This is a genomic window from Yersinia hibernica (assembly GCF_004124235.1).
GTDB classification, from domain to species: domain Bacteria; phylum Pseudomonadota; class Gammaproteobacteria; order Enterobacterales; family Enterobacteriaceae; genus Yersinia; species Yersinia hibernica.
The window spans coordinates 3683856-3696804 of record NZ_CP032487.1 but is presented as its reverse complement, the minus strand read 5'-3'; the positions used below and the strand labels follow the sequence as shown (position 1 = coordinate 3696804).

The window sequence follows — 12949 nt, the reverse complement described above, 5'->3', positions numbered from 1 at the left end:
AAGGATATCTATGGTAAATATTAAGTCGTACGGCTTTACATTATTAGAAATGATGGTGATTATTATTATATTAGGTTTGCTTGCTAGCCTAACAATCCCTAGTGTCATGTCTAATAAGAATAGAGCTGACCAGCAAAAAGCATTAATCGATATTGTCGCGATAGAGAATACATTAGATATGTACAAGTTGGATAATGGTTATTATCCCACTGAGTCACAAGGCCTTGTTTCGTTAGTTACTAAGCCGACAGATTTACCCATACCTCGAGTTTATCCTAAGAGTGGTTACATTAAGCGATTGCCCAAAGATCCATGGGGTAATCCCTATCAAATGATTAACCCCGGTAGACATGAGGATATTGATATATTCTCTGCCGGGCCAGATCGAGAAGTCGGGACTGACGATGATATAGGAAATTGGTTAACATCGTTAGTGACGAGGGAAAAGGATAATAGCTAATGAATCATACAATTTTATCGAGTTATAAATAGGTAGTTACTTGCGATATTGCACGGGTTTTACATTATTAGAGTCTATACTCTCACTGGCTATTTTTTCTATTGTTGGCATAGGTATTATGGTTGTTATGAGTGAACAACTAATACGAGTGAAAACATTAGAAGATAAAGTAATGGCCTCTTGGGTTGCAGATAATATTATAGCGGAAATTAATTTAGCAAAGATAGCTCAAACTGAAAATTGGCTACGTGGACATGATGTTATGAGTAATAAAGTATGGTATTGGCAATCACGAGAAATAAAGACTCAATCTATTGGCATCATTACAGTCGAAGTTCGTAGTCAGGAAGGTAGCCGTACTCCTGATTATATCTTGCAAGGATATCGTGCTCTTGATGAATAAAAAATTCATCCAAGGTTTTACATTGTTGGAGGTTTTATTGGCTCTAATGATTTTTACTCTGATAAGTTTAATTGTTTACCAGACTATAGCGGTTACCAGTAAAGTAAGCATTAACGTTAATAAGAAATTAAAACAAATAAATAGATTACAGCGAGTTATTGGCATGTTAGAACGTGATATCTCACATACAATTATATATTCTACCCCACAAGTTAATAACATGATTATTAATGGTATTAAAATAGATGGATTTCTCTTAGAGAGTGATGACTTTGGGGTTTTACTTTTATGTGATATTGGTATTAGTACTGACATGATTTATTATGAACAATCACAAGTATTAGGGTATCGGTTAATCAATAATAGCTTGGAAAAGCTGTCGTATAATTTAGATGGAAAACAACTTCAAGTTTCTAAAATTCTTGATGGTGTTACTGCATTTCGTATTCAGGCTTACCATAAAAATAGATGGCAAAAGGAGTGGAATGAGTCAGCCTATCTACCGGAGGGGGTTGAGTTGGTTATTGAGCTAGAAAATATTGGAACAGTAAAAAGAGTTATTATGCTATTAAATCATTCCCTTTAATGAAGGATAAGAGAGTGCAACAACGCGGTATTGCTCTGTTACTGGTTTTATCTACTGTTTTTCTGATAAGTATAATGCTTTCTACAACTTATTTTTATCTATCCGATGCTATTTTGGTAGGTGAAAAAAGTAAAAGGAGACAATTTGAAAAACAGTTGTTACTCGGCGCGGAAAGTATACTTTTAAATTTTATCTTAAAGAAAAGCTCAACTAAGGAGTATTCTATTGATCTTGCTGAACTGTTATTAAATCCGCTGAATATTATCAGGTTAGATGACCAAGAGATAAGTTATAGACTAATTGATATGACCAACTGTTTTAATGTAAATACTCTTAATTACTACTCCGATAGTATTGATAATAATGTACTTTACCCGTGGTTAGTGCTAAGAAACATCTTGCAGTTAAACAAGATAACGTCGTCAGAACTCAATGAGATAATAGAAAAATTAAATAACCATCTCCCTGCTAATCCGAGCCTAATGAGTATTGAGTATGATCATAATTATATGGGGGATTCTCTGCAATTGAGTAATTCAATTAATAAATTACTCAATATTAATGACGTGGATTTTTTGAAAATAGCACCGTTATTTTGCTCTAGGCAAGATAATACATTACTAATTAATATAAATATGCTTGAATTTACACACGGCAAGTTAGTACAAGCGGTTCTCATGAATACCATTAACGAAAGTGACACTTCGAAGTTAATATTATCTAAGCCTGATAAAGGATGGGAAACAGTTGAGTTATTCTTTAATTTTATTGTAAAAAAATCAGCAGTCGATATCAATAAGGTAAATCTATTACTAGAAAATAGGATGTTGAATTTTTCGCACGATGAATTTTACTTTATGTCTACCTTTAAATTAGTTAAGGAAGACGGTAATTACCAGTTGATCAGTTTTTTCCATGGGAAAGGGAAAAATATTACCGTGTTACGTCGGAGGCTTATTTCTAATGAATAATAGCAAGAGTATTGGCCTCCTTGAGGGGACACTAATTATTAGGTTCGGCAGTCATGTAAGTGATCCCATCTATTGGTATACAACAACGGAAGAGGGCAAGAATAGAGAATGTGGCCGAATAGATAATCATGCGGAATTAAACAGCATTTCTTCATTTTTCCATTATGATGTAAAAATTCTAGTTTCATCGAGTTTTATTATTTTTAGGAAAATTAAGTTAATAAGTCAGGAAGTTTTAAATAAAGAGTGCTCAATTGCATTTTCTATGGAACCAACCATTGTTAGTAATATAGATGGCTTTCATATAGTGGTATTAAAATCGGACAATTATTTTTGTTATGTAACCGCAGTCGAACATGAATTAATGAGTCTTTGGTTGGGATGGTTAGAGGATGTCGGTATAGATACCAGTATTATGATACCAGATGTATTAACACTACCATTTGATGGTGATAATTATTTCTCAATAAAACTAGATAACGAATGGTTAACAAGGGACAGTGAGGTTTCAGGTTTTGTACTCAGAGATAATATATTTAAAAGGTTATGTTTATCGTCCTGTTTCTCTGGTGATGGTAATACATTTAACCCCACTTATAGTGATGAAGTAAATTCGCATTCTACAAATTATTGCGATGTATTACGCATTATGGTAGAAAACATTGAAAATAGTAATGCAAATTTACTGAGTGGCCGATATCATCGGCATAATAAACAGATGATTAAAACCTATTCTTTTTCCAGAACCATTTATTTGTGTTTTTTATTATCTATATTTGTTTTTTTAAATTCTTGGTGTGATAGAAGTAATATATTAAGAGATATTTATATGCTAAATGAAGCGTTGCAAATTTTCCATGCTCAGTATCCATTATTACATCACTATATGAATAACGATAATGTTAATTATGGGGTTTACTCACAAGAGAATAGTATGGTTAAACCAGAATTTATTAGTTTGTTGCATGCTGCAAATATGTCTGTAGACAAGTTAGATGTTATTCTCAATAGTATTTCTTTTAATAATGAACATAATAAAATAATTTTTAATATAGATGGGTTTGATAGGGGTGAGATGCTATTAAATTTAATAAATGAAGAAAATAAATATTTAAATGTTAGTGAAACATCTAATGACGATAGAACTAGCAATGTTATATTTGAATGCTGTCTATGAATTTTAAAAAAATATCTATTTACTTTACATTTAGAAATGCGGCAGTGTCCACTGTTTTTATTATGACTGTTATCTTTTATAGTTTAGCTGTTTTTTATTTTTTTGAAAGCAGAAGACTATCGGAAGAATACTATTTGTTAAATGATAATCTCATGAGTTATTCATATTTTGCTGATATAAATAAAATGAAAAGATTTTCTGATTTTAGTGTCGCTCAACACTCTGAAGAAAGCATTAATGACGCTTTGATAGCGTTATTTAGTGGGCACTTTTCTGAGTTTGAAATGAGTGAATTAACTCACGATTCTATTTTAGTTAGCATTGAAAACGCAGATTTTAATCTATTGCTTGATGTTTTTCTTGCGCTCTCAAAAGATGTCGGTATTGAAGTCAGTCATGTTGATATAAGTTTTATTAAAGATAGTAATCATATTAATAGCAATATTATTCTACTTAAAAAACTATAGTAAGGTATATAAAATAATGATTTTTGATATGGATTATTTAAGTTGTTTTTTATTTTACTCCGTAGTTGGGCTATGTGTTGGGAGCTTTTTAAATGTTATTATTTATCGCCTTCCTATTATGATTCTTGATATCGATCCTAAGGATAGAGTAAATAATAGAGAATCCCATATTTTAAAAAGTAGGTTTAATTTATTTTTTCCAAGATCTTTCTGTCCGGACTGTTATAAAAATTTACCGCTTAGATACAACATTCCTTTATTCGGTTGGTTGCTTTTGCGTGGTGTGACTGAATGTTGTCATCAGAAAATAAACCCTCGATATGTGTGTGTCGAACTCTTGACGGCTATTTCAACATTGACTACTGTTTTTGTTGTGAAAGATACTTACTTAGTTTTTTGCAGCCTATTATTAGTTTGGTCTCTTATTGTTTTGACCTTTATCGATTTAGAACATTATCTTCTTCCCGATTGTATTACGTTGGCATTGCTATGGTGTGGACTCATCCTTAATATAAATAATACTTTTTCAACATTATCATTTTCTGTCCTTGGGGCAGCAATGGGGTATATATTCTTATGGTTACCCTATTTTATATTTAAATTTTTCAAGAATGTTGAGGGGATGGGATATGGGGACTTTAAGCTAATGGCAGCCTTAGGCGCTTGGTTTGGCATAACCTCCATACCTTATTTAGTCTTTTTTTCTTCTTTTTTTGGTATTACTGCATACATTATTACTAATTTTTTTCTTAATAAGAAAATAGATTATATAGCTTTTGGCCCTTATATCTCTTTAGCCGGAGTTGGATATCTTTTTTTAGGTGAGTATATTAATTTATTGCTTCAATAATTAATGATTTATTTTCCATTAAATATTTTGGGGTTACGCTTTTATTATTTTTTGATTTTTATTGATAGATTTTGTGATTTTGTTTTTTTCTATCTTTTGACTTTTGATGGAATTGTTATTTTTTGTTTTTTCATTCGTTTAAGTTAAGGTCTCATGTTGTTATTTCTGTTAGTTTCTCAAGCTATATTTTTGAGTGAGAGTAATGGAATGAATGAAATAATTATAGGGGATATTATTTTTACTCCATTGAAAAGAACTCTTAGTAAAATGGGTAGGATAGTCAAGATAAGAAATAAAGAATCAGAGATATTATCCTTGCTATGCTCTCACTACCCAACTGCTCTTTCTCGTGAGGATATTGAAGAGAAAGTATGGAAGGGAAGTTACCTTACCGATAATACATTAACACAAACCATTAGTAATTTGCGCAATGCTCTGGATGATAAAGAGCATGAGCTAGTTATTACTATCCCCAAAAAAGGATATTGTATTGGTATTAAACCTGATTTTACGGTTCAGGTAACAGCAACAGACTCGCAACTAACTAATGTTAATATCTCAAATAGTTCTAAAGATAGAATTATTAAATCACCTTCTAGATCTATTCCCGTTTTAGGGAAAATTGCTATTTTTACAGTTTTTTGTCTTTGTCTATTTGTATCATTCTATATTACATCTTACAGCTATCAGGTAAATATTATTAGTGTTAAAAAACTACCGATCCTAGTGAACTTAAGTGAGATCAGTGATAAGAATTTTTTATCTTCTTATAATAAACATCCTTATGTCTTTTTAAAAAAGCAAAAGAATGGTGAATATACTGCTTGTAAATACCAGACTGGGGTACTAGCATGCGAAAAAAAATAACACAGACATTGTGCTTGGGTATTTTCCTTGGGGTGGGTGGGGGATATGGACTTGGATGTTTTTATGCTTATATACATCCAATGAAAGATATTGAGGGGTACTGGGAGGTTAATTATGATTTTAAAAATGTGCCGGAGATTTATCATGTTCATTCAAGAGTTAGTGTGATCAGAAGAAAAATAGATTCATCTGCGGATGTATATGATGAGAATGATTGTGTTAAGGCCAGGCGTAATATTGTTTTTAATGTAGTAGATACTAAGAAGAATATTTTTGTCGGTAAAGTATTATCTTTATCTGTTGAAAATGGTAAAGAACGCTATTTATGTGACTTCCTAAATACACCTTATGCTGTAAGCCATCCTATTTTCTACCGCTTAAATGATAATACTCTGCTGCTGGAACAATCTCAGGGGCATCCTGTTAATAGTTTACGTTTACTGACTCGTATTGATAAGCATGCTATTGATTGAAGTATATCTGTCATCTTCGACGAGTAATATTGATATATTAATCATCACTAAGGTGGCCGGCTGTTGTTTACCAGTTGCTATATGGCCTCTTCAGTATATTAATGATGAGGCCAAGGTTAGTTTTTAATGTGCCATAATACTTTTTAGCCAGTCACGCCAGCCAGACGGGTTTCCATAATACTTGCTGGCAGGCAGGGGCACTATTTTCCCCTGCTGGTCTTCCAGTGCAAAGGTAGGGAAACCGTGGCCATGTACTTGAGCAAGTAATGTACGGCTTTCAGCAATATGTTGGCTGGATGTCGCCAGAGCTGTACTGTAGGCATTAATAAATGAGTCACTATCTAATCCCATTTCTGTCGCGAGTTCTGTTAATACCGGTACCTCAGCGATACGGCGGCCTTCAACATAATGTGCGTGCTGGATGCGATGCAGCATTTCTGCACCTCGGGCGGCAAGTTTGTCGGCCGCCAGGATAGCGGCAATAGGTGGAGTGGAATCCATTATTGCCGAAGTGTCATTCAGTAAATTATTAAAATAATTGTCGCCAAAAGTTTGCCCAGTAAGCTGTGCAATACGTAGGTCATGAGGCATAACATAACCGCGCCATTGGCTATCTATCTGGCGACGATTCTCGCCAGACATCATTCCGCCGCCGTGTAATACCAGTAAAAGATTAGGAATTTTTTGTGCGGCTTGTACCAGTGGCGCAGCACCGTAACACCAGCCACAGAGTGGATCATAAATGTAATGTAACTTTGTGGCGGTCATTATTTCTTCCTCGATTATCTTTATGATGTAAAAACTTAGTGACGATTAATATTAATGGCTTTTATTGCGGCCATTTCATTTCATTTTTAAGCACCTTAGCGCTTAATTCCAGGCTGGATTCATCTTTCAGCTCAGGATAATGTTTTTTCATCGTGGCGATCAGTGCTGTAGAGTCTTTTGCTTTAGGAATCTCTGTATTTAACGTCGTCAAATAGCGTTGAGTGAAGGTCACTGATTCTAATGTTTGTGGTGCGTTATCAAGATAATGCCCCGGAACAACAGTGACGGGTTGTAAGGCTTTGATTTTTTCCAGTGTTGTCAGCCAGTTCTGGCGTGATTCGGCGGTCTGAGTATCTGCAACCCATAAATGAATATTACCTGAAACGGCAACTCCCCCGACCACGGCTTTTAATGATGGGATCCAGACAAAGGTTTTTTCGGGTGATGGCCCATCTAAGCCCTCGACATTAATTTTTTGCCCGTCAACCGTAAAACTATTACCACGTAGTGCTTGCGGCACAATGATTTGTGTCGGGGCATTTTCTTTCAAAATTGGCCCCCAGTAAGCTATTTTCCCGTCTTTAGTGGCTTTAATTTCTTCAATAGTTTGCGGTGTTGCGATTACCTTGGCTTGTGGAAATGCCTTGGTAATAACATCCAAGCCGAAATAGAAATCTGGGTCTGCCTGACTGATATAAATCGTGGTCAGTTTTTTGCCACTTTGCTGAATTTTCTTTACCAACACTTCGGCATCATTACGCTGAAATTGTGCATCAATCAGCGCGACTTCCGTTTTACCGCTGATAATTTCAGAGGAAACAGGGAAGATGCTTTTTTCTCCCGGGTTATAGACTTCCATTTTGAGTTGTTCAGCAGCATTAGCCGTTGATATAGCAGCGAAAGCTGTCAGGCTAGCAAAGGCCACTGGCAATAGAGTTTTATTTGGCATGTTCATTTTCCTGTGAGTGACTGGGTATGGCGTAGATAATAGATTGCTTATTTCGATAGAAAAACCCGATAATAGGCAATTGTTTGTTGCTTAAATCGAGCTAATCATGGATAGGATCACGGCAGCTGAGGTTTTTGTCGCCATTGTCGAGCGGGGCAGTATGATTGCCGCCGCCGAGGCCTTGGAGATGTCGCGGGCAATGGTGACCCGTTACTTGGCCGAGATGGAGCAATGGGCAGGGGCGCGTTTATTGCATCGGACAACCCGAAAATTGAGTCTGACTCATGCTGGTGAGGCGACCTTAGCACGTTGCCGGCATATGCTTGAATTTGCTAAGGAGATGGATTCAATTGCGGGGCAGGAAAATGATGAATTGCGCGGTTTGTTGCGTCTGAGCTGTTCTCAGTCTCTCGGACAAAGTGCATTGGTAATTGCCGTCACAGACTATTTACGCCGTCATCCACAAGTTGCAGTGGACTTACAAATGAATAACCGGGCAGTCAATTTGGTGGAAGAGCGCATTGATTTGGCATTGCGCATTACTAATGATTTAGACCCCAACTTAATTGCTCGTCGGCTTTCGACTTGTTATTCAGTTGTTTGTGCCGCGCCAGATTATTTATCCGCCAAGGGAGTCCCAAAACATCCGCAAGACTTGGCCGTCCACAACTGCCTGACCTACTCCTATTTTGGTAAAAGTTTATGGCACTTTGAGCAGCAGGGCGTTAAATCATCTGTAGCGGTAGGGGGAAATCTAAGCGCCAATGAATCAGTCGTTTTGCTCAGTGGCGCATTAGAGGGAGCTGGTGTCACTTTGCAGCCCAGTTATTCCGCTGCACCTTATATTGCCAGTGGGGAGTTAATAAGATTATTGCCAGATTATCAGCCACAGGCGATGGGAATTTATGGTATTTATACTTCGCGCCGACAAATGCCGGCCACATTAAGGTCGATGCTAGATTTTTTGGTAGAGTGGTTTGCCAGCCACCCGCTACCTATTTGACACCACCGCGTGTGAGCGGCTTGCATATGCACCATGAGAGTAAGAATGATGTGCCGTAACATTCACAAACATATTTTTATCATCAGCGATGGCGCGAATTTATATTTTGTTTCATTAGGTTATCGCCAGAAATTAGGAGAAATTACTTATCAGGCTAGTTATAACTTAGTTCATTACTAGTCATTATTCATCAACTCATGCTATTTCTATTTATACTCGTCAGATTGAAATCGATGGGTATCGCAAGTTAAGAAATTAACTAATTATAAACTTTAGGGTTATTGCTGGAATACTCGGCAATCTGCTCCATTTTTGCTTTGCTACTCACTACCATGTGCCGGTTAATTCATTATGACTGGCAATAATTTGATCTGTCCGTTGTCCCCCACGGGGAGATATTGTCTGACTGGGAGCTTTAATATGCCTGTTGCGCTGTTGGCATTAGCACTGAGTGCTTTCGCTATTGGTACCACTGAGTTTGTCATTATGGGGTTGTTGCCCCAAGTGGCGGGTGATTTGCACATCTCGATTCCAACCGCGGGTTGGCTAATCAGCGGCTATGCGCTGGGAGTTGCTATCGGCGCACCTATTATGGCTGTTGTGACGGCCAAATTACCGCGTAAAAAGACACTGTTGTTATTAATGGTGATTTTTATTGTCGGTAACCTGATGTGTGCGCTGGCATACAGTTATGACTTCCTGATGTTAGCTCGGGTTATTACGGCGTTGAGCCATGGGGCCTTTTTTGGTATTGGTGCCGTGGTTGCCGCGAATTTGGTGGCTCCGAATCGACGGGCATCTGCGGTGGCGTTGATGTTTACCGGCCTAACACTTGCCAATGTGCTGGGCGTACCTTTGGGCACCGCTTTGGGGCAAGCTTTTGGCTGGCGCTCGACATTCTGGGTTGTTTCAGTTATCGGCTTATTCTCATTGGCCGCACTTTATCGCAAGTTGCCCTCTGCTCAAGAGGAAGCCCCGACCGAGTTACGTAAGGAAATTGCAGCATTGCGCGGTGGCGGTATCTGGTTATCTTTGCTGATGACGGTCTTTTTTGCCGCCGCCATGTTTGCTCTCTTTACTTATATCGCGCCAATTTTGACTGAAGTAACTCAGGTTTCTGAACACGGGGTCAGCTGGACATTATTGTTGATGGGGGTGGGTCTGACGTTGGGGAATATTGTTGGCGGGCGACTGGCCGATTGGCGCTTATCTGTGAGTCTGACGATGACATTCTTACTCATTGCAATATTTTCCGCCCTATTTAGTTGGACCAGCTACTCATTATTAGCAGCGGAAGTGACACTATTTTTATGGTCTGCTGCGGCATTCTCTGCCGTACCTGCCTTGCAAATTAATGTAGTCACTTACGGCAAAAAAGCGCCTAACTTGGTCTCAACACTGAACATTGCGGCCTTTAATGTGGGCAATGCGCTGGGGGCATGGGTCGGCGGCGTGGTGATTACTCAAGGATTGGGATTGACGGCAGTCCCGCTGGCTGCCGCCGCACTGGCGATGATGGGGTTACTGCTATGCCTGTTTACCTTTTCGCGCGCAAGCGCCAGTAAGGTCACATCAGCTTAAATATCAAATTAATATTGTTGGGCAATCACCGCCGCTAGGCGTTGTTGGAAGGTGATTGCCTGCTGTTTCAAATGCTCGATAAAAGTATCGACCAAACTTGATGATGGGCGGTGGATTGGTTGTATTAGGCTGATAGTAAAAGGAATTTCTACACTAAATGGCCGTACGCAAACACCGTCTCCCCCTTTTTTACCGATATAATCCAGTGCAGTTAATGGGTTAACAATTGACACCCCCACCCCCTCCTGCACCATCGCGCAAACTGATGCTGCGCTGTGAGTTTCCAATACTAATCTGCGATTAATACCTTGTTCCGCAAAGAGATTATCCAGTAGCTGGCGATAGCTGTCCGTGACTGACAGACTGATAAAATTCTCGCCCTGGAAATCTTGCGGTGTAAGAATCATTTTTTCCCGTAATGGGTGGTCACTGGGCAATACACAAACCTCATTCACCGTCATCAATGCATGGCGCACTGTGCCCGCCGGTGTCTGGGTGTTTTCTGTCAGGCCAAGGTCATGTCGCTGGGCGGAAAGCCATTCTTCTAATAAAGGCGATTCCTGCGGAATAACACTCAAACTCACGGCTGGATAGCGGTCAATAAAGGGTTTGCACACACTGGGCAGCAGTGATTGTGAAAATACCGGCAGGCAGGCAATAGAAAGCTGGGCATGTTGAAATTGGCGGATCCCTTCGGCGGCTTGTTTGATCTGATCAAGCCCGTAATAAGACCGCTGAACTTCTTCAAATAAGCGCAAGCCTTGTACGGTGGGATAAAGACGCCCTCGTAGGCGGTCAAACAGTTTCAATTGGACCAATTGCTCAAAGCGGGCCAACTCACGGCTGACGGTAGGTTGTGATGTCTGGAGCAATAATGCCGCTTCAGTCAGGTTGCCGGTGGTCATAACCCCATGAAAAATTTCTATTTGTCGTAAAGAAATAGCGGGCATCACAATGCTCCTGCGGTGGCGGTAATCTCATCTATGCCATATCATAAATGAATAGACTATGGGTAAATAGATATTTTCCTAACATGCATTCTGTTGTTAATAATAACCCATCAGCGAAATCCATATTTTCGCCCCCTATATTGTTGCTTATTATTAGGAAAGACTTATGCCGCGCGCACTTAACGATACCTCTACGGCACTGACTGCCCAAAATCTAATGGCCTTACCTGCGCGTTTTGGCTGCCCGGTTTGGGCTTATGATGGTGATGTCATTAGCCAAAAAATCAATCAATTACGTCATTTTGATGTGATTCGTTTTGCGCAGAAAGCCTGTTCAAATATTCATATTTTGCGTTTGATGCGCGCACAAGGAGTCAAAGTCGACTCGGTGTCGTTGGGGGAGATTGAGCGCGCACTGCAGGCCGGTTTTCAGCCGGGACAGGAACCTGCTGAGATTGTATTCACCGCGGATTTACTGGATCAGGCCACATTACTGCGGGTGACTGAATTAAATATTCCCGTTAATGCGGGCTCCATCGACATGCTTGACCAATTAGGGCAACATGCGCCCGGCCATCCGGTTTGGTTGCGCGTCAATCCAGGTTTCGGGCATGGGCATAGCCAGAAAACCAATACTGGCGGTGAAAACAGCAAGCACGGTATTTGGCACGAAGATTTGCCACAAGCTATTGAAAAAATTCAGCAATATGGCCTAGTGCTGGTGGGCATTCATATGCATATTGGCTCGGGTGTGGATTACCAACATCTGGAACAGGTCTGTGATGCCATGGTGCAGCAGGTTATCGCGCTGGGGCAGGATATCAGTGCTATTTCTGCCGGCGGCGGCCTGTCTATTCCATACCAATTTGGCGATGATGAGATTGATACCGAGCATTATTACGGTTTATGGAACCGCGCCCGCGAGAGAATTGCCGCACATTTGGGTCATCCTGTTAGCCTTGAAATTGAACCCGGCCGCTTCCTGGTGGCGGAGTCTGGTGTGTTAATCGCACAAGTTCGGGCCGTGAAAAATATGGGCCGTCGCCACTATGTGTTGGTGGATGCGGGCTTTAATGATTTGATGCGGCCAGCTATGTATGGCAGTTATCACCATATTTCGCTCTTGCCGGCTGATGGGCGCGCACTTGCTGCTGAACCACTGATTGATACTGTGGTTGCCGGCCCACTTTGCGAGTCAGGGGATGTATTTACTCAAGAAGCGGGCGGCGGGCTTGAAACTCGTGCATTGCCCGCCAGTAAAATTGGCGATTATCTGGTCTTCCACGATACTGGGGCTTATGGCGCATCCATGTCTTCAAACTATAATAGCCGCCCACTATTACCGGAAGTCTTATTCGAGCAGGGGCAGCCGCGCTTAATCCGCCGCCGCCAAACCATCGAAGAACTTATCGCATTAGAGAACGTTTAATGCGGGAGGGCCAGC

General features: G+C 39.7%; 15 protein-coding genes. 12 read left to right on the top strand and 3 right to left on the bottom strand.

The annotated features are described in order from the left end of the window. The first annotated feature begins 10 nt into the window (after window positions 1-10). The 9 genes from gspG (at window position 11) to D5F51_RS17360 (ending at window position 6254) form a co-directional block, all read left to right on the top strand. Window positions 11-460, top strand: coding sequence for a type II secretion system major pseudopilin GspG (gspG, locus tag D5F51_RS17400; protein ID WP_129198107.1), 450 nt, complete (start codon window positions 11-13; stop codon window positions 458-460). A gap of 40 nt (window positions 461-500) precedes the next feature. Continuing rightward, window positions 501-863 carry a type II secretion system minor pseudopilin GspI gene (gene gspI / locus D5F51_RS17395; RefSeq protein ID WP_129198105.1) on the top strand — a complete coding sequence of 121 codons (363 nt, stop codon included), beginning with the start codon at window positions 501-503 and terminating at the stop codon, window positions 861-863. Then, complete coding sequence (gspJ, locus tag D5F51_RS17390) at window positions 856-1449, top strand: type II secretion system minor pseudopilin GspJ (RefSeq protein ID WP_129198103.1); 594 nt, start codon at window positions 856-858, stop codon at window positions 1447-1449. Before gspI ends, gspJ begins: the two co-directional genes overlap by 8 nt. A gap of 14 nt (window positions 1450-1463) precedes the next feature. After that, window positions 1464-2420 carry a type II secretion system minor pseudopilin gene (locus D5F51_RS17385; RefSeq protein WP_245994813.1) on the top strand — a complete coding sequence of 319 codons (957 nt, stop codon included), beginning with the start codon at window positions 1464-1466 and terminating at the stop codon, window positions 2418-2420. After that, window positions 2413-3597: a type II secretion system protein GspL gene (gspL, locus tag D5F51_RS17380; protein ID WP_129198101.1), complete on the top strand. Its 1185-nt coding sequence runs from the start codon at window positions 2413-2415 to the stop codon at window positions 3595-3597. Before D5F51_RS17385 ends, gspL begins: the two co-directional genes overlap by 8 nt. Beyond that, entirely contained in the window at window positions 3594-4064 is a 471-nt protein-coding gene (locus D5F51_RS17375; protein WP_129198099.1) for a hypothetical protein, read from the top strand. The genes gspL and D5F51_RS17375 overlap by 4 nt, the downstream gene beginning before the upstream one ends. Before the next feature lie 16 nt (window positions 4065-4080). After that, window positions 4081-4914: a prepilin peptidase gene (locus D5F51_RS17370; protein ID WP_129198097.1), complete on the top strand. Its 834-nt coding sequence runs from the start codon at window positions 4081-4083 to the stop codon at window positions 4912-4914. A gap of 207 nt (window positions 4915-5121) precedes the next feature. Next, a complete protein-coding gene (locus D5F51_RS17365; RefSeq protein WP_129198095.1) occupies window positions 5122-5781 on the top strand; it encodes a winged helix-turn-helix domain-containing protein in 660 nt (219 codons plus the stop codon). Beyond that, window positions 5766-6254: a hypothetical protein gene (locus D5F51_RS17360; RefSeq protein WP_129198093.1), complete on the top strand. Its 489-nt coding sequence runs from the start codon at window positions 5766-5768 to the stop codon at window positions 6252-6254. Before D5F51_RS17365 ends, D5F51_RS17360 begins: the two co-directional genes overlap by 16 nt. Before the next feature lie 123 nt (window positions 6255-6377). Here D5F51_RS17360 and D5F51_RS17355 read toward each other — a convergent pair whose 3' ends face one another. Together D5F51_RS17355 and D5F51_RS17350 are read right to left on the bottom strand one after the other, a co-directional pair. Beyond that, the gene (locus tag D5F51_RS17355; RefSeq protein ID WP_129198091.1) at window positions 6378-7022 is read right to left on the bottom strand and encodes a DsbA family protein; all 645 of its coding nucleotides are present in this window, start codon (window positions 7020-7022) and stop codon (window positions 6378-6380) included. Between the two features lie 61 nt (window positions 7023-7083). Further along, a complete protein-coding gene (locus tag D5F51_RS17350; RefSeq protein ID WP_129198089.1) occupies window positions 7084-7971 on the bottom strand; it encodes an MBL fold metallo-hydrolase in 888 nt (295 codons plus the stop codon). Between the two features lie 106 nt (window positions 7972-8077). On the opposite strand from D5F51_RS17350, the gene D5F51_RS17345 reads away from it, so the two are divergent. Both D5F51_RS17345 and D5F51_RS17340 read left to right on the top strand, forming a co-directional pair. Then, entirely contained in the window at window positions 8078-8974 is an 897-nt protein-coding gene (locus D5F51_RS17345) for a LysR family transcriptional regulator (protein WP_025377194.1), read from the top strand. Between the two features lie 420 nt (window positions 8975-9394). Continuing rightward, window positions 9395-10555, top strand: a complete 1161-nt coding sequence (locus tag D5F51_RS17340; protein WP_129198087.1) for an MFS transporter — start codon at window positions 9395-9397, stop codon at window positions 10553-10555. Window positions 10556-10563: 8 nt separating this feature from the next. Here the strand turns inward: D5F51_RS17340 and D5F51_RS17335 are convergent, their stop codons facing one another. Beyond that, on the bottom strand, window positions 10564-11505 hold the full coding sequence (locus D5F51_RS17335; RefSeq protein ID WP_129198085.1) for a LysR family transcriptional regulator: 942 nt from the start codon (window positions 11503-11505) through the stop codon (window positions 10564-10566). Between the two features lie 166 nt (window positions 11506-11671). Here D5F51_RS17335 and lysA point away from each other — a divergent pair, with 166 nt between their 5' ends. Beyond that, window positions 11672-12934, top strand: coding sequence for a diaminopimelate decarboxylase (gene lysA / locus D5F51_RS17330; RefSeq protein WP_087768756.1), 1263 nt, complete (start codon window positions 11672-11674; stop codon window positions 12932-12934). The last annotated feature ends 15 nt before the right edge of the window (window positions 12935-12949 follow it).